The organism is Pseudomonas helleri, from assembly GCF_001043025.1.
Classification (GTDB): Bacteria; Pseudomonadota; Gammaproteobacteria; order Pseudomonadales; family Pseudomonadaceae; genus Aquipseudomonas; species Aquipseudomonas helleri.
In genome coordinates this window covers 234,117-255,030 of the sequence record NZ_JYLD01000004.1, presented here as the reverse complement: position 1 = coordinate 255,030, position 20,914 = coordinate 234,117, and the positions used below count along the sequence as shown (strand labels likewise).

Below are 20,914 nucleotides of genomic sequence, written 5' to 3'. Positions count from 1 at the left end.
GCCATGTCAAAATTTACCTTTGAAACCACACCACGGGTGATCTGCGAAATCGACGGCGCACTGCGTCTGGGTGCCTTGTGCCGAGAACTGAATGCCGAGCGGGTGTTGCTGGTCAGCGACCCCGGTTTGCTACGCGCAGGCTTGCTCGACGCGCCGATCAACGCCATGCGCGACAGCGGTTTGCAGGTCACGTTGTACAGTGACGTGCAGGCCGACCCGCCGGTGGCCTGCGTTGAAGACGCCGTGGCGGTGGCGCGCGAATGCCGTGCGCAGGCGGTCATCGGCCTGGGCGGCGGCAGCTCGCTGGACATCGCCAAATTGGTGGCCTTGCTCTGCGGCCACGAACAACGGCTGGAGGACATCTACGGCATCGGCCTGGCCAAAGGCCCGCGCTTGCCGCTGATCCAGGTTCCGACCACCGCAGGCACAGGCTCGGAAGTCACAGCGGTAGCCATCGTCACCACCCCGGGCCACGAGAAAAAGGGCGTGGTTAGCCCGCTGCTGTACCCCGACATCGCGTTGCTCGATGCGCGGCTGACGGTCGGCCTGCCTGCCGCTGTCAGCGCCATGACCGGTGTGGATGCCATGGTCCATGCGATCGAGTCCTACACCAGCGCGCACAAAAAAAACGTGCTGTCGGATGGTCTGGCGGTGCAGGCATTGACCTTGCTGGCGGCCAACATGGACCGCGTGCTGGCCGAGCCCGGTGATTTGCAGGCGCGTTCGAACATGTTGCTGGGCTCGATGCTGGCGGGCATGGCCTTCGCCAACGCGCCGGTGGCAGCAGTGCATGCGCTGGCGTATCCGCTGGGCGGGCATTTCCATGTGCCCCACGGCTTGAGCAATGCCTTGGTGCTGTTGCCGGTGTTGAACTTCAACCGCCCGGCCGCCGAAGCCTTGTACGCGCAATTGGCCAGTGCGGTGTTACCGGGGCAGCGCTTCGCCAGCCCCCGAGAGGCGTGCGACGGCTTTATCGACTTTATGACCCGACTGGTGGCGCGCATGCCGTTTGCCCAGCGCCTGAGCGAAGTGGGTGTCACCGAATCAGACATCAATCAACTAACCGATGACGCCTTGAAAATCGAGCGCCTGCTGATCAACAACCCCCGCCCGCTTGACCGCGACGACATCCACGCCCTCTACACCTCGGTGTTGTAAACACCGGGCCCTGAAGGAGCGAGCTCGCCTCGCGATCTTTTAAACGATCAAAAGATCGCGAAGAGGCGCATTCATCAGTTAACAGGAGTCAGCGATGAACCATGAATTCAGAAGCGTGCCGCGCATCATTTGCGAAGCCGGGGCACTGCAAGAACTTGGCACTGTGTTCCGTGGCTTGGGGGCGCAGCGGGTGCTGCTGGTGTGCGATCCGGGGATTGTCAGCCTCGGCTTTGCCGGCCGCGCACAAGCGGTACTCGAAGCCGCCGGGTGCGCGGTGGCGGTGTTTGATCACGTCACGCCGGACCCGTCTTCAGCCGTGGTTGAGCAAGCCGCCCTTCAGGCCAAAGCTTTCCAGGCCGATGGCGTGCTGGGCCTGGGCGGTGGCAGTTCACTGGACGCCGCCAAGCTGGTCGCCTTGCTGACCAATAGCGACCAGCCGCTGGAAAACCTCTACGGCACCGACAAAGCCCGTGGCAAACGGGTGCCGCTGGTGCTGATGCCGACCACCTCGGGCACCGGTTCGGAGGTGACATGGGTGTCGGTAATCACCGATCCGCAGAATAAAAAACAGGCGGTCTATTCGCCGCAACTGCTGCCGGACGTGGCCATTCTCGACCCGCTGCTGACCTTGGGCCTGCCGCCCAAAGTGACGGCGGCCACGGGGCTGGACGCCATGGTGCATGCGATTGAGGCCTACACCAGCCGCACCCGGAAAAACCCGATTTCCGATGGTCTGGCCACGGCCGCATTGAACTTGTTGGGCAGCAACCTGCGCAAAGTGCTGGCTGACGGCACGGACCTGCCAGCGCGTACGGCCATGCTGCAAGGGTCGTTGATGGCGGGCATGGCGTTCGTCAATGCGTCGGTGGCGGCGATTCACGCCCTGGCGTATCCGCTGGGTGCGCGCTTTCACATCCCCCACGGCCACGCCAACGCTTTGGTCATGGCCCCGGTGCTCCGCTTTAACCTGGCAGCGGCTCAGCGCCAATACGCCGAACTGGCGGCGCACCTGTTGCCGGGCGAGCATTTTGCCGACGAAGCCAGCGCCGCAGAAGCCTTTGTGCGAGCCATTGAAAGCCTGGTCGAGGACAGCGGCCTGGAGCTGCGTTTGTCTGAGTTGAAAGTGGATGAGCCGTCGCTGGCGGTCATGGCCAGCGAGGTGGTGGTGGGCATTCGTCGCTTGATCGACAGCAACCCGTGCGACATGAACGAGCAGGAGGTTGAAGCGATTTACCGGCGTATTTTTTAAGCCTGAGCAGCGGCGCCCTCAGGCGCCGCTGTTCCGTTCAGCGCAATAGATTGACCTTGGCCAGATCAATCAACTCCTTGGCGCGGCCATCCATCACGGTTTTAAGCATGAACAGGCTAAAGCCCTTGGCTTGTTCGAAGGTTTTGGTCGGCGGCATCACCAGTTCCTGACGGGCGCTGACCACGTCCACCAGCACCGGGCCGTCATGGCTGAAGGCTTCACGCAGCGCGGCTTCCAGCTGCGACGGATGCTCGACGCGAATCCCTTTGACGCCCATGGCTTCGGCCATCGCGGCAAAGTTGGGGTTGTCCAGGTCGCAGCCCACGTCCGGGAAACCGGCCGCCTTCATTTCCATTTCAACAAAGCCCAGGGTGCCGTTGTTCAGCACAATGACTTTGACCGGCAAACCCACCTGATTGAGGGTCAAGAAATCGCCCATCATCATGGTGAAACCGCCATCGCCCGACATTGAAATCACTTGGCGGTAAGGGAAGGTCGCCTGCGCGCCGATGGCTTGCAACATGGCGTTGGCCATCGAGCCGTGGTTGAACGAGCCAACCAGGCGGCGCTGGCCGTTCATTTTCAGGTAACGGGCGGCCCATGCGGTCGGGGTGCCGACATCACAGGTGAAAATCGCATCTTCTGCCGCCAGCTCGCTGACCAGACGGTTCAAGTATTGCGGGTGGATGATGTCGCTGTTGGGGCCGCTTTCAGCCAGGGCGTCGAGGTCCTGACGCGCTTTTTTATAATCTTTGAGGGCTGACTCAAGGTGATCGCGATCCGGGTTTTGCGCCAGCTTGGGCAGCACGGCCTGCAACGTCAGCTTCACATCGCCAAGAAGCCCCAACTCCAGGCCGCAGCGATTGCCCAGCGCTTCGGGTCGCAGATCGATCTGCGCGATGTGACCGTGCTCCGGGTAGAACTGCCGATAGGGGAAGTTGGTGCCGAGCATCAGCAGCGTGTCGCAGTTTTTCATGGCCAGATAACCCGAGGCAAAACCGATCAGCCCGGTCATGCCGACGTCATACGGGTTGTCGTACTCGACATGCTCCTTGCCGCGCAACGCATGCACGATGGGTGCGTTCAGACGTTCGGCCAGGGCGAGGATCTCGGTGTGGGCATCGACGCAACCGGCGCCGCACAGCAGGGTGACTTTTTTGCCGTCATTCAAAAACGCCGCCAACTCATCGATATCGCTGTCGCTGGGGCGAACCAGCGGCTGAGTCGGGGTGAGCCAGTTCGGTACTTTCGCTTCAGTTTGCTGCAGCGCCACATCCCCCGGAATCACCACCACCGCCACGCCGCGTTTGGCGATGGCGATGCGCATGGCACGCTCCAGAATTTGCGGCAGTTGTTCGGGGCGCGAGACCAGTTCCACGTAGTGGCTGCATTCCTTGAACAGGCTCTCGGGGTGCGTGGCCTGAAAGTAGTCAATGCCGATTTCGCTGCCCGGAATGTGCGCGGCCAGCGCCAACACCGGCACACCGCTGCGATGGGCGTCGAACAGGCCGTTGATCAAGTGCAGGTTGCCGGGCCCGCAACTGCCGGCACACACCGCCAGTTCGCCGGTCAGATGCGCTTCAGCGCCTGCGGCAAAGGCTGCGGCTTCTTCGTTGCGCATGTGAATCCACTTGATTTGCTCCTGGCGGCGCAGTGAGTCGGTAAAGCCGTTCAAAGAATCGCCGACCACGCCATACACACGTTTAACGCCGGCTTGCTGAAAAGTCTCGGTGATGAAATCGGCTACTGTTCTGGACACGGAGGACGCCTCTCAAAGTCAGATAAAAGATGGCTTGGGTTGCCTTTGCCCAAGCAGGATAGACACTGCATCCGACCTTGCCGGTTTTTAAAACGTTCGATGAAAATCTGTTCATGTGCCACAACCGTGCCGCTCTCTAGCGCGCGGCTGGGCGATTAATGTTTAGTCAGCCTGCAACTGAATATCTGAAACTCTGTGTTGCATCGGGTCACCCAGTCGTGTGAGGCTACGGCTTCAGTGTTGACCAAGGTCGAAGGTATGGGTGGTTTGCGAGGAGCGCATGAACGATGCAGTGTGTCGCAGACACCGCTATTGCGTGGCGTTCGGTCCCGTTACTTTGCTCCTTGCCCCTCCAGCCGTTGTGCACTCCCTTCCAAATTGGCCTTTTGGGCCCTGTTCCACTGCCGGCATGCCCGCCCGCCGGATACTCGTGTTTCGCATTAAGTCCTGACTGCCTGCTGCCTTGAAAAGGCGCAGTTGCCTCGGCGCGCCCGTGCGCCTGTCTGATACGAAATGATGAGCATGACCATGACTGCTACGACCCCGTTTGCCCCGCTGAATGAAGCCCTCGATTTTCTGGAACTGAACCCGGATATCGAGATGTTCGAGCTGTTTATCATCGACAACAACGGCGTGCCGCGCGGCAAGTTGCTGCACCGCGATGAGTTGCTGGCGGTGTATGAAAGCGGGCGGCCGCTGCCGAGCACGATTCTGGGCCTGAGCATCAACGGCGATGACGTCGAAAACACCGGGCTGGTGTGGGACGTGGGCGATATTGACTGCCGGGCCTACCCGATCAGCGGCAGTTTGCAACGCATGCCGTGGCGCTTGATCCCCACCGCCGCGGTGCAAGTCAGCATGCACCCGACCCAAGGTATGCCAGCCACGGTGGCCGACCCGCGGCATTTGCTGGCCAAGGTTATTGATGGCCTGAAAGCTGACGGTTATTACCCGGTGATGGCGGCCGAGATGGAGTTTTACCTGCTCGATCAGCAGCGCGACAGCAACGGGCGCCCGCAACCGGCCCGTGATGCCGACGGTCAGCGGCCCCGGGCAACCCAGGTGTACGGGCTGCGTGAGCTGGAGCAGATCGAACCGTTCCTCGCGGACTTGTACAGCGCCTGCAAACTGCAAGGGATTCCGGCGCGCACGGCGATTTCTGAATACGCGCCGGGGCAGGTCGAAATCACCCTTGAACACCGCGCTGATGCCTTGCAGGCCATGGACGAAGCGGTGCGCTACAAACGCCTGGTCAAGGGCGTGGCGCACAAGCACGGGATGGTCGCGTGTTTTATGGCCAAGCCGTTTGATGACCTGGCCGGCACCGGTCTGCACATGCACGTGAGCCTGGCCGACAAGGACGGCAATAACCTGTTCGCCAGCGAAGCACCAGCCGGAACGCCGCTGCTCAAACACGCGGTGGGCGGCATGCTCAGCACTTTGCTCGACTCGTTGCTGATGTTTTGCCCGAATGCCAACTCGTATCGCCGGTTCCAGAGCAACAGCTACGCGCCGCTGGCTGCGACCTGGGGGGTGGACAACCGCACCGTGAGTTTGCGTGTTCCGGGCGGCCCGGCGTATTCGCGGCACATTGAGCACCGAATCTGTGGCGCAGACGCCAACCCGTACTTGGCCGCTGCGGCCATTCTGGCCGGTATTCATCGCGGGATCCGTGAGCAGCGTGATCCGGGTGCGCCGATTGAAGGCAATGGCTACGCCCAGGCCAGCGAATTGCTGCCAACCGACTGGCTGACCACCTTGCGCGCGCTGCAAGCCTCGGAGTGGGCCAAAGAGGCGTTTGGCCCGGAGTTCCTGAAGGTGTATCTGGCCGTGAAAAACGGCGAGTACCGCCAGTTCATGGGCGAAGTGGGCGAGCAGGACTGGCGCTGGTATTTGCAGCAGGCGTAATCAGCGTTGCTGATTAATTTGTAGGAGCGAGCTTGCCTCGCGATCTTTTGATCGTTTAAAAGATCGCGAGGCAAGCTCGCTCCTACAGAATTGCGTGTTTAATCACGCTGCTTTTCATACTTTCCTAACATTTTTTTCACTGGTTGCCCCTTAACCTTTGTGTTGAATATCCCTAAACACAAGAGTTCGCGGGCCCATGTCATCGCAGCTACCTTCCACCATTGAGCTTGAGTTCGCCGAGCGTTACGACCGCGAACATGCGCAGGTCTGCCTGGCCGTGCGGCCATCAGGGCTCGTCCGGCGTCTGGCCGGGTGGCGTGAGCAGCGACTGGTTCGCCGTGCACTTAAAGTGGCGGGGGAGCCGGGGCTGGTGTTGGATGTGGCTTGCGGCGTCGGGCGTTTCTGGCCGGTGCTGGCCGAGCACGGCAACCGGGTCATTCTGGCGTCGGACGCTTCGCAAAGCATGCTCGATCATGCGCAAACCCATCATCCAGCCAGCCTGCTAAAACGCATCACGCTGTTTAAAAGCTCGGTGTTTTCCATCGATTTGTCTGAAAACGCCGTGGACAGCATCTTTTGCATGGAGCTGTTTCATCACGTCAGTGACAGCGAGCACCGCCTGGCCATTTTGCGTGAGCTCTCTCGGGTTAGCCGCGACACGTTGATTGTGTCGGTGTCGGTTGGGCATACAACCCGCCAGCATGACAGCCAGCGGGTGGTCATCGGTAAGCATGAGCTTGAAACGCAGTTCGCCCTGGCGGGCTTCAGCATCCTCAAGCATTACGATGTGCTGCCCGGCTTTGCGCAGGGCAGCATTTATGTGTTGCGCAAAGGCGCTTAGTTCAATGCCTTGAAAATCGCGTAGGCCAGTTCTACGCGGGCACTGTTGGGGTAGTTTTTGTTGGCCAGGATGACCACGGCCTGTTGTTTGTCGGGCAGGACCGCGATGTAACCGCCAAACCCCGAGGTGGAGCCGGTTTTGTTAAGCCATACGGCTTTTTGTGGCGCCAGCGGCGGGTTCAACGCCACAGCCTTGTTGGTCTCATAGGCCATGGTGTTTGAGTTGCCTTCCAGCAAGTCTGCCTGTGTGGCCGGGTAAGGGTATTGCTCCCAAATCAGGTCCTGGGTCATGGGGCCGATCTGGAAGTAGCCGGTGTGGGTGTTCTGCACTGCACGTTCGATCGCCGATGCGGGCTTGCCCGTGTTCAGGTTCAGTTGCGCGAAATGAATCAGGTCGCGAGCGCTGGTCCGCACGCCATAGGCTTCGTCGGCCAGCACGTCCGGGGTGAGCCTGCGCGGCTGGTTCTGCTTGTCATACCCTTGGGCATACAGCGGCATTTTGTCCTCCGGCACGCTCAGATAGGTGCTGCTCAGGCCCAAAGCGGGGTAGAGCATGTTTTGCATGGCCGCTTTGAACGGCATCTGCAAGCTCTTGGCGGCGATCACGCCGAGCATGCCAATGCTGGGGTTGGCGTACGTTCGGTGGGTACCGGCTTGATAAGTCGGCTGCCAGTGTTTGAGGTAATCCTGCAGTTGCTCATCGTTTTTTACGTTGTCTGGCACTTGCAAGGGAAAACCCCCGGCCGTGTGCGTTGCCAGATGCAACAGCGGCACTTTGCCGAACGCACTGCCTTGCAACTGCGGCAGGTAATGGCTGACCGGCTCGGTGAAAGACAGCTTGCCTTCGACTTGCGCGTAGGACGCCAGGGTGGCGGTAAACAGTTTGCTGATCGAACCGACTTCAAACAGCGTGTCGGGGGTTGTTCTGGCATCGGTTTCTTTGGAGGCCAGGCCGAAGCTGTAGAACTGCTGTTTGCCCTTGTCGCTGATGGCAATGACCAGGCCAGGCACTTCGTACTGCTGCATCAGCGCTTTCGCGGCTTTTTGCACGCTGTCTTCAATGTCGGGGGCAAAGGGCTCGGCATGGGCAACGCTGGCAAGGGTGCTCAGCGCAAGGGCGCAGGCTGCAGTGGAGAGTGTTCGGGTAATGCGCATACAGGGCAGTCTCGATTTTATTAGTGGGTATAGCGCCTGGCACAACGCCAGATTCACTCATTACCTTGTCACGTCATATTTCGTAACGACGCCATCGGGGTAAATCAAGCGCGATATTTTAGAGGCTGAAACGCGTCAAGTCATGGGCGGAGATAAAGTTACTGACAAAAAATAACGAAGTATTGAAGGTCATAGCCTTTTAATGCGTAGGTTTTTTCGTCGCCAAGATTGCGAGTCGATGCTCGGAATACCCTGGTAGCGATATATACTGCGCGCCATTCTTCAAGGGAGAGCCGTGTGGCCATCGATATTCACTGGATTCGCGACAACGATAGCCTCGGCCAACATTGTGCCGAATGGCAACACTTGCCATTCATAGCCCTCGACACCGAATTTATGCGGGTCGACACCTTTTACCCGATTGCCGGGCTGATTCAAATTGGCGACGGCGAACGGGCTTTTCTGATTGACCCCTTGACCATCGACAACTGGCAGCCGCTGGCTGCACTGCTGGAAAACCCGGCGGTGGTTAAAGTGCTGCATGCGTGCAGTGAAGACCTGGAAGTGCTGTTGCGCCTGACGGGCAGCTTGCCTGCGCCGTTGTTCGACACCCAACTGGCAGCGGCCTATCTGAACCTGGGCTTCTCGATGGGTTATTCGAGGCTGGTCAAAGAGGTGCTCGACCTCGACCTGCCTAAAGGCGAAACCCGTTCTGACTGGTTGCAACGCCCGTTGTCGGAAACGCAGATCAGCTACGCCGCTGAAGATGCCCAGCATCTGGCTGAGGTGTATGTGCAGTTGCGTCCGCGCCTGTCGGATGACAAGTACAACTGGGTGCTGGAGGACGGCGCCGAACTGGTGGCCAACCTGCGCCGTGAGGTCGACCCTTACGAGGTGTACCGAGAGGCCAAGCTGGCCTGGAAACTCTCGCGTCAGCAACTCGCGGTGTTGCGCGAAGTGTGCGCCTGGCGTGAGCTGCAAGCCCGCGCCCGGGACCTGCCACGCAACCGTGTGGTGCGTGAGCATGCGCTGTGGCCATTGGCCAAAACCCAGCCAGATAACCTAGTGACCCTGGCGCGCATTGAAGACATGCACCCGCGCACGGTGCGTCAGGATGGCGAGTTCCTGCTGGATCTGATCAAGCGGGCAAGCAGCCTGGGCCCGGACCAATGGCCCCCGGCCGTGCCTGAGCCGTTGCCGGTCGAGGCTGCTGCGCTGGTCAAGCGCCTGCGTGCCATCGGTCAGGCCGAGGCTGAGCGTCTGAACATTGCGCCTGAGCTGATGCTGCGCAAGAAAACCCTCGAAGCCCTGCTCAAAAGCGGCTACCCCGAGGGGCCTTATCAATTGCCCGATTCACTGCGCGGTTGGCGTCGTGAGTTGATGGGCCAGGCGCTGCTTGATTGCCTGGCCGACGCTGGAGAACCGTCTTGAAACATATTTGCTCGATCTACCGCAGCCCAAAACGCAACGGCATGTACCTGTACGTGTTAAAAGCCGAAGCACTGGAGCGTGTGCCAGAAACCCTGTTGAGTGGTTTTGGCAAACCGCAGCACGCCTTCGATCTGGTGCTGACCCCGGAGCGCACACTGGCCCGTGAAGACATCGGTAAAGTCCTGGAAAACCTCAAAGAACAGGGCTACCACCTGCAAATGCCGCCGGCCGAAGACGAATACATCGAGCACTTGCCTGAAGAGCTGTTGCGTCGTAACGACCCTGTGTAAAGGCTCTGGTGCAGAACAGACTCACTTTGATTGCCGGTGGCTGAACGCAATGGAGCAAACCCGGGCGCGGCGGCTGGCAATGTTTTAATAAGGTTAGAAGCATGCGTGTCCTGATTGCCGAGCAAGATTACTCGCTGTACGCCCAACTCTTGCAACAAGCGGCCCCTGAACTGCAAGTGCACACCAGTGGCGACTCGGCGCAACTGGCGCAGTTGGCTGCCGACTGCCCGGTGTGGCTGGGCCAGCCGGACCTGATGGCTACCCTGTTGCGCCAAGGGCACACGCCGCAATGGCTGCAATCGACCTGGGCCGGGATCACCCCGTTACTGGCTGAAGGGTTGGGGCGCGATTACCGGCTGAGCCGTGCGGTCGGTATTTTTGGTCAGGTCATGGCCGAATACGTACTGACCTACATGCTCGGTCACGAACGTGAAGTGATGGCGCGGCTGGTCAGCCAGGTCGAGCGCAAATGGGACAATCGCACGGGCCAGAGCCTGGTCGGGCGCAAGGTCTTGATCGTCGGTGCAGGTGACATCGGCCAGACCGTGGCGCAGTTCCTGCAACCGTTCGGGGTTGAGTTGTACGCCATTGCCAGCAGCGCGCGGGAACAGGCGCCGTTCATCGAGGTTGCGACCTTGGGTGATCTGCCGCGTTTGGTCAGCCAGATGGATTACGTGATCAACCTGTTGCCCAACACCCCTGAAACCCACGACCTGTACGATGCCGAACTGTTTGCCCTGTTCAACCCCAACGCCGTTTTCATCAATGCCGGGCGGGGTGTGGCGGTGGTGGATGCTGACTTGGTTGAAGCGCTGCGTCTGGGGCACTTGGCCGGCGCCATCATTGACGTCTGCCGCCAAGAACCATTGCCGGCCAAACACCCGTTCTGGACAGCCTGGGGTCTACTGCTGACCGGCCACAGTTCGGCACCCACCTCACCGCCGATGATGGTGCAACTGTTCATCGACAACCTGCGCGCATACCAGGCGGGCGAGCCGCTGCGTGGAGAAGTGGACTTCGAACGCGGGTATTAAAGGCTCCATTCATACTGTAGGAGCGAGCTTGCCTCGCGATCTTTTGATCTTTAAAGATCGCGAGGCAAGCTCGCTCCTACAGGCTGCAGTGTCCTCAAACCCCTTACAGGCTGAAATCACCTTCAGCCACCAGCTTGCTCAACGGCTCGCGCTGGCTTGGGACTTCCTTGGCTTGCAGGTAGTCCACCAGGCTCGCTTTGTCGCCCAGTTTGCCAATGGCAACCATGGCTTGAACCGCGTAACCCTCAGGGATCTTCAGCTCGGTGCGAGCCCGTTCAAAATCCAGACCGCTCATGCCATGGGTGTGCCAGCCGCTCAAGTGCGCTTGTAAGGCCAGTTGGCCCCAGGCGGCGCCTGTATCAAAGGCGTGGGTGGGTGCAGGTTTTTCTTCTGTGCTGCCCGGTGCGGCGAAGGTGGTTTTCGACACGATTACCACCAATGCCGCGGCGTGCTTGGCCCAACCCTGGTTGAACTCAACCAGCAGGCTCAAGTAACGCTCAAACTCAGGGGTGCCGCGCAGGGCGAACAAAAAGCGCCAAGGCTGTGCGTTGTATGCCGACGGGGCCCAGCGGGCCGCTTCGAAAAAGCTCAGCAGGGTTGGCTTGTCCAGGGTTGCGTCGGTAAAGGCGCGCGGTGACCAGCGCTGGGTGAATTGCTCGTGAATCGGGTGTTCGGCAACGCGGTTGGAGGTTGGCATTCGAGTTTCCTGAGTGGATTTAACCAGCCGCAAAACTACTGTCATGTCTGCAAGCTGACAAGTCCTGTTACGCCGTCAGTCACAAGCGCTTGGCCCACGACAGCTTGGGCACTAGACTGGCGGCCTTTTCCACTCCCTGATGTTGATGTTTGAGCCATGGCCGCAATCGTAAAACCCTTCTGGATCCGCAAAACCCTCGATCAACTCGATCAAGAGGAGTGGGAGTCGTTGTGCGACGGCTGTGGCCTGTGCTGCCTGCAAAAACTCGAGGATGAAGAGGACAACAGCGTCTACTACACCCGCATCGCCTGCAAATTGCTCGACATGAAAACCTGTCAGTGCAGCGACTATGCCAACCGTCGTGACAGCGTGCCCGATTGCATCCAGTTGTCACCCGGCAAGGCTGAAGAGTTCAAGTGGTTGCCGCCCACCTGCGGTTACCGGCTGGTCAGCGAGCGCAAGGACTTGCCGCTCTGGCACCACCTGGTCTGCGGGGACCCTGAGGCCGTGCATCATGAGCGCATTTCGCAATCCGGGCGCATGCTGGCCGAGGGCAGCGTGCCGGAAGACGACTGGGAAGATCACCTGATTTTCCGCGCCGGTTAAGTGCCGGAGCGGTGCAAAGGAGTGTGTATGCCGCTGTGTTTTAAATGGCCTTTGGGCGTATTGCTGATTATCGCCAGCGGCCCGCTGTGGGCGGGCAAAAAAGTCGACCTGGATTACCACGTGCAACTGATGCCGCAGAGTAATCAGGCGCAGGTGCGCGTGACCCTGGCTGAAGGCTCTGCGGTGCGTAGCCTGGACTTCGACCTGGGGGTGCCCGACAGTTACAGCGATTTCAAGGCGGACGGGCAGTGGCAATTGACCCCGGACCCCGAGCACAGCCGTGTCCTGTGGCATCCGGGGCCGGGCAAGGCCAGCCTCACTTACCGAGTGCAGTTGAATCACCCGCTTAAAAATGGCAGCTACGACACCCTCATGACCCCGACGTGGGCCTTGTTTCGCGGTGAACAGTTGGTCCCGCCTGCAAGCCTCGATCAACAAGACGGCACCGAGTTGGTCTCGCGGCTTGAGTTCGAACTGCCCAAGGGCTGGAAAAGTGTTGAAACCGCGTGGCCGCGTATCGGTAAGAACCGCTTTCGTATCGATGATGCTTCCCGGGTGTTTGACCGGCCTACGGGCTGGATGCTCGCTGGCACGCTAGGCACCCGGCGTACCACCTTGGGTGAAACCGAAGTGACCGTGTCGGCGCCAAAAGGGCAGGGCATGCACCGCATGGATGTCATCACCTTGCTGACGTTTGTGTGGCCGCAAGTGCAAGCCGTGTTCCCGCGTAACCCACCTAAACTGTTGATCGTGGGGGCGGCCAGCCCGATGTGGAAAGGCAGTACGGCTGACCACAACTCAATTTATCTCTCAAGCGTCCTGCCGCTGGTCAGCGAAAGCGGCAGCAGCCCGTTACTGCGAGAAGTGGTGCAAGTGTTTGCCGGCATTAATGCCGAGCCAGGCCATGAGTGGATCGTTGACGGTCTCAGTGAGTACTACGCCATTGAACTGCTGCGCCGTGCGGGCGGCATGAGCGACGAGCGTTATCAGACCCTGCAGCATCGGCTCAATGCGGCCGGTAAAGGCGTCACTCATTTGCGCGCAGCGACCGTTAACCAGGCGATGCAGGCCCGTGCGGTAACGGTGTTGCAGGCACTGGACCGCGAAATACGCTTGCAAACACACAACAAGCGTTCGCTGGATGACGTGAGCCGGGCGCTGATGCGCATGGACAAGGTGAACACGGCGTCTTTCATCCAGCTCAGCGAAAGTGTGCTGGACGGGAGCTCCAGTGTGTTGGACAGCCCATTGCTGCGCTAATCTGCGCATCGCACTGATATTGATTTACATATTTGGGCATACAACCTGGCCCTATTGTCAGGTGCTCCAAATCGGCACATGGTAGACACTTCAGTTTCATTTACTGGAGTGTCAAACCATGACGGTTTCAATCATCAGCTTTAACTATGATCCCCTTGATCGCTATATAGCGTTTACGCGTTCGGATGAGCCTGTCGGGTTGCGCTTCTATCAGAGAGATCAGTGGGTAACGGCCATTCAGGGCAACGTGGCCACTTCGCTGTTGCGCAATAATCATCAAGCGCTTGCACAACGTGACTCTACAGGGGCCACCTTATTTGCAACCGACTTGCCCGGTTCTGCCATAAGCCTTGTCAAGCCACTGCATCCGGTTAATAACGTTGTCTATAGCCCTTATGGTTATTCCCGGTCTCTCGACAGTGCGAGTGCGTTGGTGGGGTTTAACGGCGAATTGCCTGAAGCTATTACCGGTCACTATTTATTGGGCAATGGTCATCGAGCGTATAACCCGGTACTGATGCGATTTAACAGCCCTGACTCGCTGAGCCCCTTTTCAAAAGGCGGTATTAATGCCTACGCATATTGTTCGGGCGATCCTGTTAACAAACAGGACCCAACGGGTAGATTTTTTACCCAGTGGTTAAAAATGCTACGCAGGGTGCCTCCGGCAGTTGCAGTTACCGGATCTACTGCACCTGGAGTGCTTGAGCAAGCACAAGAGGTGTTTGACTTGACTTATAGAGCATTGGTATCCGTCCCTGGGACGCGAACGTTCGACTCACCTGGAAGACAGCATATTAATCACGTGGCCTCACAAGGCTCGCTGAGCCAGCCTTTTTCTCGTGCGTTGGTTACGGTCAATCATAATTTGAACACTAATGGCGTCCCCTTGGATCAGGTTGCAGGTAACCACTACGGCGCCCTCTTGACGAACGTGGAGAGGGGACATACCTCCAACGCAGGCGCACATGCAAGCGCGGCTGCATATTGGTTAATTAATACGTCTGGACCAGAAAGACTCGTGGGCGCGAGCTTCAACTTTTTCGGCTTTCTGTCTGCGGGACCTCATGATGCAAAGGCTTTTAAGACCGGCGTTGCTCTGCGTAGCCAGAGATAATGCTGGTTTGATTGGAGCACACTGCCGTCTTTTATGGCAGCAACGATAATGCCGATAAATAGCTCAAATTCTACCTGAGAACTTGGTAATCAAGGCTGTCGCAAACAAAGGGTGCTTTCATACCGTTCGATTCGATAAACATACGGACTGAAGCGTACCTGAAGGTTCGCTGTTGATAACGTATGGATAACGAATACCTATCAGATCTGCTAGTTGTGCTGGTGCTGGCATTTATTTAAGATTTTATGCCTTACGGTGTGTGCGCAATATTATAGGTAGGCTGCACAATGGACAGGCAATCGGGAAAAACAATCGCGACTGATGGCGACGTAAAACATTGGATGACCTCCCTTCATCCCTTGCTGGGCACTTTAAAGTTGCATGAGCTAAAAATCCCTTCAACCCAGCTCTCAGGGTTGATTGAATGCGACGGTCAGCAGGATGAAAGCAACGGGTCCGATTCCACCGGGTCGCCCTGGGGATTCCAGATTGAGGCCGGTATCAGGGCGTTGGATTTACGAATTTACCAACATGAGGAAGGGCATTGGGTTTTTCACTACAATAACTTGCCTTCCTTGCACTCCGTACAGAGCCTGATCGATTGGTGTAATACTTACTACAGTGCGCCAGAGCCGATCATTAACAATGAGATTATTGTTTTACATATTCATGGTTGTTTCTCGCCCATGGATCAATTTAACGACAGTCAGTTGAGAGATCTTTTTGTTAATGGCTTGCGATCAACGAGCTTGATACCGCGCCGTGCGGCCCTTTTGAATTTGATGCAGATACACCAAGATTATCCAGGGAAAAACATTGTTCTCAGTTGGGATAGATGTGTGGATGATGATTTAATCTGGCCTTATCGCTGGCAGGGCTGGGTCAAGACTGATGTGCCTGCGGGAAAAGAACACAAAGCCACGTTGCCGCTGCGTTTAATTTGTAATGCCGTCACAGAATGTATTTCAACACTCGTTGTGGCGAATACCAGTTCTCCTGCTATGAGTGCTGGTCAGCCGAGCGTCTGTTCTGAGCTTGATCATGGTTTGATTGAAAAGTGTATAAATTACAATCTCGATGCTGCGCCGTTTTATGCTCCTGAACTTGAGCAAAGTGGGTATAACTATGTTTCGGAAAAATTTCATTTGATTATTAATCCTGTTTTGAGGGCGGTGCAATACCAGATTGACTTTCTTGGAAGGGGCTTTATGGCGTATCCGCACACATTATCTAATGGTTGTCATAATATTGAAATCCCCGTCGCGAGGAATCAGATGTTCAACTTGACTGTTCGTGCGTTGGATGCCAGGGGGAAAATTTCAGAGTCTAAAATGTTAAGCGTTAATACAACTGCTCCCGCTCCTATTGTTGCGTTTAGTGACCCAAACAGTTCTGGGGATTCTAAGATAAAAAATATACGTATTGAAGGTACTGGTTCCAATAGGGTCGCTTTCATAATGTTGGATATAAATAGCTTTTACGACTTCCCTCAAGTGGAGATAACAGTTTTTCGCTTGCAGAAGGAAGGTATAGATAACAGTCCTGCGGTATATCAAAAATTAGTTTCTAAGAACGCGGCGGGTGCTATGTTTCCCATGGTTGAAGGCGGGGTGTATGTAGCAGTCGTGCAGGGGGCCGACTTTGGAGGCTATAGGTACGGAACCGTTTGGGAACGATTTGGCTCTTGGTCCTGAGTAAAGGCTTAACAAAAAATACAGGCTTAAATGGTGGTCGCCGCCAGTCTGGCGGCGGCTTGTATGATCGGCTGCTCTAACAGGACCACGTTATAACTTGCGGAGCAGAAGGTAGCCTGCGCAGAGATAATTGCTTCCTGTCATTCATTTTTTACACCTTCTTTACGCCCCCGTACGCCTCTCGATCTCGATCCTTTACGCCCACATTGCACACACTCTTCCTACACGCGGCAGGTGCCGCTTTGGGAGAGTTGTCATGGGCGTTCTGGATGGGGTGTCCCTGCTGCTGGCAGTGGGGCTGTTCGTTTATCTGTTGGTTGCGCTGTTGCGCGCAGATCAGAACTAGGAGCGGATATGCACAGTTATGACTATGCGCTGATTCTGGCCTTCTTCGTTCTGGTATTACTGCCAGCACCGTGGCTGGGGCGCTTTTATTACAAAGTGATGGAAGGTCAGCGTACCTGGATGACTCCGGTACTGGGGCCCGTCGAAAACGTGTGCTATCGCATTGCCGGGGTTGATCCGAACAGCGAGCAAAGCTGGGTTAAATACATGCTGGCGCTGCTGGCCTTTAACCTCGCGGGGTTTGTCATCCTGTTCGCGATTCTGCTGTTTCAGCAGTACCTGCCGCTCAACCCGCAACACTTGCCGGGGCAAGAGTGGACGCTGGCGTTCAACACGGCGGTGAGCTTTGTCACCAACACCAACTGGCAGAGTTACAGCGGTGAAGCGTCGCTCAGCTACCTCAGCCAAATGGTCGGCCTGACCGTGCAGAACTTTGTCAGTGCCGCCACCGGCCTTGCGGTACTGGTCGCGCTGTGTCGCGGTATCAGCCGCCGCTCAACTAAAACCTTGGGTAACTTCTGGGCTGACATGACCCGCGCCACGCTGTATGGCCTGTTACCGTTGTGCCTGGTGCTGGCGGTGTTTCTGGTGTGGCAGGGCGTGCCGCAAACCTTTGCGCACTATGTCAACGCTGTGACGATGCAAGGTGTCGATCAGGTGATCCCGCTGGGCCCGGCTGCCAGCCAGATTGCGATCAAGCAACTGGGTACCAATGGTGGTGGTTTCTTCGGTGCCAACTCGGCGCACCCTTTCGAGAACCCGACAGCCTGGAGCAACCTGTTTGAACTGGCCTCGATCATCCTGATCCCGGTGGCGCTGGTGTTCACCTTTGGCCATTACGTCAAAGACCTGCGCCAAAGCCGGGCCATTATGGCCTGCATGCTGGCGTTGTTCCTGATCGGTGGCGGCACCGCACTGTATGCCGAGTACCAGCCCAACCCGACGCTGAACAGCCCGCTGGTTGAGCACACTGCGCCACAGGAAGGCAAGGAAGTCCGCTTCGGCACCACCGCCACAGTGCTGTGGGCCGAGACCACTACCGCCGCTTCCAACGGTTCGGTGAACGCCATGCACGACAGCCTCAACCCCATGAGCGGGATGGTGGCGATGGTCAACATGATGGTCGGCGAAGTGATCTTCGGCGGTGTCGGCGCCGGGCTCTACGGCATGTTGCTCAACGTGCTGATCGCGGTGTTCCTTGCCGGCCTGATGATCGGCCGCACCCCGGAGTACCTCGGTAAAAAGCTGCAAGCCAAAGAAGTGCAATTGCTGGTGGTGACCCTGCTGGTGATGCCGGTGGGTGTGCTGGTGCTGGCCGCTATTGCGGCGGTATTGCCCAGTGCAGTGGCGGCGGTGAGTAACCCCGGCCCACACGGTTTCAGCCAGATCTTGTACGCCTTTACCTCGGCCAGTGCCAACAACGGCTCGGCGTTTGGCGGGCTCAGTGGCAACACGCCGTTTTACAACCTGATGCTGAGCCTGGGCATGTTGCTCGGACGCTTCGGTTACATCCTCCCGGTACTGGCCCTGGCGGGCAGTCTGGCGATGAAGAAAACCGCACCGGTTGGCCAAAACACCTTCCCGACCCACGGCCCGTTGTTTGTGGCACTGCTGACCGTGACCATTTTGCTGGTAGGCGGCCTGACCTTCTTGCCGACGCTGGCACTGGGTCCCATCGCTGAACAACTGACTATGGGCTTCTAAGGAGACGATCATGACTATGCCTGCTCCTGTTTCAAAATTGACGCCTACGCCTGAAACCCAGGCGCCGCAAACCCCTAAAACGGCGTTTGCCGACCTCTGGCGCCCGGCGTTGTTGCAAGCCTTTGTCAAACTCGACCCGCGCCAGCTGAAACGCTCGCCGGTGATGCTGGTGGTTGAGCTGACCGCCATTTTTACCTCGGTGTTGTGCTTTATGCCGGAAGCGTCGGTGCCCACCGCGGTGGCCGTGCAAATCGCCATCTGGCTGTGGTTCACCGTGTTGTTTGCCAACTTTGCCGAAGCCTTGGCCGAAGGTCGCGGTAAAGCCCGTGCCGACAGCCTCAAGGCCGGCAGTGAGGGCTTGAGTGCTCGCCGCCGGACCACCACGGGGAGCTTTGAAATCGTGCCGGCCACCCGCCTGCGCAAAGGCGATGTGGTGCGCGTTGAGGCTGGGGAGATGATCCCCGGTGACGGCGAGGTGATCGAAGGGATTGCCGCCGTCAACGAGGCTGCGATTACCGGCGAGTCTGCGCCGGTGATTCGTGAATCGGGCGGGGATCGCTCGGCGGTCACCGGCAACACCTGGTTGGTGTCGGACTGGCTGCTGGTGCGCATCAGCACCAACCCCGGCGAGTCGACCCTGGACCGCATGATTGCCCTGGTCGAAGGCGCCAAGCGACAGAAAACCCCGAACGAAATCGCCCTGGATATTCTGCTGATCGGCCTGACCCTGATCTTCCTGATCGTGGTGGTGACCCTGCAACCGTTTGCCTTCTATGCCGGTGGCAGCCTGCCGCTGGTGTTTCTGGTGGCGCTGCTGGTTACGCTGATCCCGACCACCATTGGTGGCTTGCTGTCCGCCATCGGTATCGCCGGTATGGACCGTCTGGTGCGCCTCAACGTGATCGCCAAATCGGGCCGTGCGGTTGAAGCGGCGGGTGACGTGCATGTACTGATGCTCGACAAGACCGGCACCATCACCTTTGGTAACCGCCGTTGCGCCGCTCTGTATGCTTCACCTGGTGTGACCGCCAAAGAGCTGGCTGAAGGGGCGCTGCGTGCGTCGTTGGCGGATGACACAGCGGAAGGCAAATCCATTGTCGAATTCATTCGCGGCTTGCACAGCTTCACTGAGCCTGCGGCCGATGAATTCACAGCGGTGCCGTTTACCGCCGAAACACGCTTGTCGGGTATCGACTACCACGGCCGGGTATACCGCAAAGGCGCGGTGGATTCGGTGCTGGCGTTTGTTGGTATGAAACGTCACGAAGTGCTGCCTGCGTTGTCCCGTGAAATCGACAAAATCGCACAAAGTGGCGGTACCCCGTTGCTGGTCTGTGGCCAGGGCCGTTTGCTTGGCGCGATCCACCTCAAAGACGTGGTCAAGCCCGGCATTCGCGAGCGCTTTGCCGAACTGCGCAAGCTGGGCATTCGGACCGTGATGGTGACCGGCGACAACCCGTTGACCGCCGCCGCAATCGCAGCCGAAGCCGGGGTGGATGATGTGCTGGCCGAAGCCACACCCGAGAAAAAACTGGCGCGCATTCGCCATGAGCAGAACGACGGCCGCCTGGTAGCGATGTGCGGCGACGGCGCCAACGACGCCCCGGCGCTGGCTCAGGCTGACGTGGGCATGGCGATGAACGACGGCACCCAGGCGGCGCGTGAAGCGGCCAACATGGTTGACCTCGATAGCGATCCGACCAAGCTGCTGGACGTAGTGCAAATCGGCAAGGAACTGCTGGTGACGCGAGGCGCGCTGACGACCTTTTCGATTGCCAATGACGTGGCCAAGTACTTCGCGATCTTGCCGGCGCTGTTTGCCTCGATCTACCCGCAGTTGGGCGTGCTCAACATCATGCATTTGGCCAGCCCGCAGAGCGCGATTCTCTCGGCCATCGTGTTCAACGCCTTGATCATCGTGGTGTTGATTCCCTTGGCTCTGCGCGGGGTGCGGGTACAGGCGGCCAGCGCTGCACACTTGCTGCGTCGCAACCTGCTGATCTATGGCGTGGGCGGGCTGGTGGTGCCGTTTATCGGCATCAAGCTGATCGACATGCTGCTCACTGCGCTGCACTTGGTTTAAGCGTTTTCGGAGGGATTGATCATGGCAAATGTATTACGTCCGGCCTTGAGCCTGATGCTGTTGATGACCGCTATTACCGGCGTGGCTTACCCGCTGGTCGTGACCGGGATCGCCCAAGTGGCGTTCCCGCAGCAAGCCAACGGCAGCCTGGTGCGTGACAGCGCCGGGCAGGTCAAGGGCTCGGCATTGATTGCGCAAGACTTTACCGGTGATGACTGGTTCCACCCACGGCCTTCGGCGGGCGCGTTTGCCACGGTGTCGAGTTCGGCGAGCAACCTGGCGCCGAGCAACCCGGCCCTGGCCACACGGGTCAAGGAAAGTGCGGCGCAGCTTGCCGTGCCGGATCAAGGCCCGGTGCCAATGGCCATGCTGACCACGTCGGGCAGCGGTCTGGACCCGCACTTGCCACCGGAGGCAATTCGCTATCAACTGGTACGGGTTGCAGCGGCTCGGCACTTGCCGGTACAAACGGTTGAACAGTTGCTTGAACAACACATCGAACAACCGTTGATAGGCCCGCCGGTGGTCAATGTGCTGTTGCTGAACCAGGCGTTGGCGCAGTTGCAGTAAATCTCCTGTAGGAG

General features: G+C 58.3%; 18 protein-coding genes. 15 read left to right on the top strand and 3 right to left on the bottom strand.

What is annotated here, in order from left to right:
• Nucleotides 1-3 precede the first annotated feature (3 nt).
• Together TU84_RS08775 and TU84_RS08770 are read left to right on the top strand one after the other, a co-directional pair.
• The gene (locus TU84_RS08775) at nt 4-1,158 is read left to right on the top strand and encodes an iron-containing alcohol dehydrogenase (protein ID WP_048368658.1); all 1,155 of its coding nucleotides are present in this window, start codon (nt 4-6) and stop codon (nt 1,156-1,158) included.
• A gap of 94 nt (nt 1,159-1,252) precedes the next feature.
• Nucleotides 1,253-2,407 (top strand): iron-containing alcohol dehydrogenase, encoded by a 1,155-nt coding sequence (locus tag TU84_RS08770; RefSeq protein WP_048368657.1) that lies wholly within the window; start codon nt 1,253-1,255, stop codon nt 2,405-2,407.
• 37 nt (nt 2,408-2,444) lie between these two features.
• Here the strand turns inward: TU84_RS08770 and poxB are convergent, their stop codons facing one another.
• A complete protein-coding gene (gene poxB, locus TU84_RS08765; protein WP_048368656.1) occupies nt 2,445-4,166 on the bottom strand; it encodes a ubiquinone-dependent pyruvate dehydrogenase in 1,722 nt (573 codons plus the stop codon).
• Nucleotides 4,167-4,694: 528 nt separating this feature from the next.
• On the opposite strand from poxB, the gene TU84_RS08760 reads away from it, so the two are divergent.
• Both TU84_RS08760 and TU84_RS08755 read left to right on the top strand, forming a co-directional pair.
• A complete protein-coding gene (locus TU84_RS08760) occupies nt 4,695-6,074 on the top strand; it encodes a glutamine synthetase family protein (RefSeq protein WP_048368803.1) in 1,380 nt (459 codons plus the stop codon).
• A 196-nt stretch (nt 6,075-6,270) separates the two neighbouring features.
• Nucleotides 6,271-6,915 (top strand): class I SAM-dependent methyltransferase, encoded by a 645-nt coding sequence (locus tag TU84_RS08755; RefSeq protein ID WP_048368655.1) that lies wholly within the window; start codon nt 6,271-6,273, stop codon nt 6,913-6,915.
• On the opposite strand, the gene ampC is transcribed toward TU84_RS08755, so the two are convergent.
• A complete protein-coding gene (gene ampC / locus TU84_RS08750; protein WP_409348686.1) occupies nt 6,912-8,063 on the bottom strand; it encodes a class C beta-lactamase in 1,152 nt (383 codons plus the stop codon). The genes TU84_RS08755 and ampC overlap by 4 nt on opposite strands.
• Before the next feature lie 303 nt (nt 8,064-8,366).
• On the opposite strand from ampC, the gene rnd reads away from it, so the two are divergent.
• From rnd to TU84_RS08735, 3 genes are all read left to right on the top strand, one after another.
• Nucleotides 8,367-9,500, top strand: coding sequence for a ribonuclease D (gene rnd / locus TU84_RS08745; protein WP_048368653.1), 1,134 nt, complete (start codon nt 8,367-8,369; stop codon nt 9,498-9,500).
• A complete protein-coding gene (locus TU84_RS08740) occupies nt 9,497-9,790 on the top strand; it encodes a YcgL domain-containing protein (RefSeq protein ID WP_048368652.1) in 294 nt (97 codons plus the stop codon). Before rnd ends, TU84_RS08740 begins: the two co-directional genes overlap by 4 nt.
• Before the next feature lie 101 nt (nt 9,791-9,891).
• Entirely contained in the window at nt 9,892-10,824 is a 933-nt protein-coding gene (locus TU84_RS08735) for a D-2-hydroxyacid dehydrogenase (protein WP_048368651.1), read from the top strand.
• A gap of 103 nt (nt 10,825-10,927) precedes the next feature.
• Here the strand turns inward: TU84_RS08735 and TU84_RS08730 are convergent, their stop codons facing one another.
• Nucleotides 10,928-11,521, bottom strand: coding sequence for a nitroreductase family protein (locus TU84_RS08730; protein WP_048368650.1), 594 nt, complete (start codon nt 11,519-11,521; stop codon nt 10,928-10,930).
• 156 nt (nt 11,522-11,677) lie between these two features.
• On the opposite strand from TU84_RS08730, the gene TU84_RS08725 reads away from it, so the two are divergent.
• The 8 genes from TU84_RS08725 to kdpC all read left to right on the top strand — a co-directional run bounded on the left by TU84_RS08725 (nt 11,678) and on the right by kdpC (nt 20,900).
• Nucleotides 11,678-12,127: a YcgN family cysteine cluster protein gene (locus tag TU84_RS08725; RefSeq protein WP_048368649.1), complete on the top strand. Its 450-nt coding sequence runs from the start codon at nt 11,678-11,680 to the stop codon at nt 12,125-12,127.
• Nucleotides 12,128-12,154: 27 nt separating this feature from the next.
• Nucleotides 12,155-13,387: a hypothetical protein gene (locus TU84_RS08720; protein ID WP_048368648.1), complete on the top strand. Its 1,233-nt coding sequence runs from the start codon at nt 12,155-12,157 to the stop codon at nt 13,385-13,387.
• 118 nt (nt 13,388-13,505) lie between these two features.
• Nucleotides 13,506-14,504, top strand: coding sequence for an RHS repeat-associated core domain-containing protein (locus tag TU84_RS25220; RefSeq protein WP_053225204.1), 999 nt, complete (start codon nt 13,506-13,508; stop codon nt 14,502-14,504).
• Nucleotides 14,505-14,791: 287 nt separating this feature from the next.
• Nucleotides 14,792-16,198: a PI-PLC domain-containing protein gene (locus TU84_RS08710; protein WP_048368647.1), complete on the top strand. Its 1,407-nt coding sequence runs from the start codon at nt 14,792-14,794 to the stop codon at nt 16,196-16,198.
• A gap of 256 nt (nt 16,199-16,454) precedes the next feature.
• Entirely contained in the window at nt 16,455-16,544 is a 90-nt protein-coding gene (gene kdpF, locus TU84_RS08705) for a K(+)-transporting ATPase subunit F (protein ID WP_048368646.1), read from the top strand.
• A gap of 8 nt (nt 16,545-16,552) precedes the next feature.
• Nucleotides 16,553-18,247: a potassium-transporting ATPase subunit KdpA gene (gene kdpA / locus TU84_RS08700; protein ID WP_048368645.1), complete on the top strand. Its 1,695-nt coding sequence runs from the start codon at nt 16,553-16,555 to the stop codon at nt 18,245-18,247.
• A 10-nt stretch (nt 18,248-18,257) separates the two neighbouring features.
• On the top strand, nt 18,258-20,330 hold the full coding sequence (kdpB, locus tag TU84_RS08695) for a potassium-transporting ATPase subunit KdpB (protein ID WP_048368644.1): 2,073 nt from the start codon (nt 18,258-18,260) through the stop codon (nt 20,328-20,330).
• A gap of 21 nt (nt 20,331-20,351) precedes the next feature.
• Entirely contained in the window at nt 20,352-20,900 is a 549-nt protein-coding gene (gene kdpC / locus TU84_RS08690; RefSeq protein ID WP_048368643.1) for a potassium-transporting ATPase subunit KdpC, read from the top strand.
• Nucleotides 20,901-20,914 lie beyond the last annotated feature (14 nt).

Excerpts from the sequence above, each read along its gene's own strand:
- TU84_RS08775 (WP_048368658.1), top strand. The coding sequence starts at position 4 with ATGTCAAAATTTACCTTTGAAACCACACCACGGGTGATCTGCGAAATC.
- TU84_RS08770 (WP_048368657.1), top strand. The coding sequence starts at position 1,253 with ATGAACCATGAATTCAGAAGCGTGCCGCGCATCATTTGCGAAGCCGGG.
- TU84_RS08760 (WP_048368803.1), top strand. The coding sequence starts at position 4,695 with ATGACTGCTACGACCCCGTTTGCCCCGCTGAATGAAGCCCTCGATTTT.
- TU84_RS08755 (WP_048368655.1), top strand. The coding sequence starts at position 6,271 with ATGTCATCGCAGCTACCTTCCACCATTGAGCTTGAGTTCGCCGAGCGT.
- TU84_RS08735 (WP_048368651.1), top strand. The coding sequence starts at position 9,892 with ATGCGTGTCCTGATTGCCGAGCAAGATTACTCGCTGTACGCCCAACTC.
- TU84_RS08730 (WP_048368650.1), bottom strand. The coding sequence starts at position 11,521 with ATGCCAACCTCCAACCGCGTTGCCGAACACCCGATTCACGAGCAATTC.
- TU84_RS08725 (WP_048368649.1), top strand. The coding sequence starts at position 11,678 with ATGGCCGCAATCGTAAAACCCTTCTGGATCCGCAAAACCCTCGATCAA.
- TU84_RS08720 (WP_048368648.1), top strand. The coding sequence starts at position 12,155 with ATGCCGCTGTGTTTTAAATGGCCTTTGGGCGTATTGCTGATTATCGCC.
- TU84_RS25220 (WP_053225204.1), top strand. The coding sequence starts at position 13,506 with ATGACGGTTTCAATCATCAGCTTTAACTATGATCCCCTTGATCGCTAT.
- TU84_RS08710 (WP_048368647.1), top strand. The coding sequence starts at position 14,792 with ATGGACAGGCAATCGGGAAAAACAATCGCGACTGATGGCGACGTAAAA.
- kdpF (WP_048368646.1), top strand. The coding sequence starts at position 16,455 with ATGGGCGTTCTGGATGGGGTGTCCCTGCTGCTGGCAGTGGGGCTGTTC.
- kdpA (WP_048368645.1), top strand. The coding sequence starts at position 16,553 with ATGCACAGTTATGACTATGCGCTGATTCTGGCCTTCTTCGTTCTGGTA.
- kdpB (WP_048368644.1), top strand. The coding sequence starts at position 18,258 with ATGACTATGCCTGCTCCTGTTTCAAAATTGACGCCTACGCCTGAAACC.
- kdpC (WP_048368643.1), top strand. The coding sequence starts at position 20,352 with ATGGCAAATGTATTACGTCCGGCCTTGAGCCTGATGCTGTTGATGACC.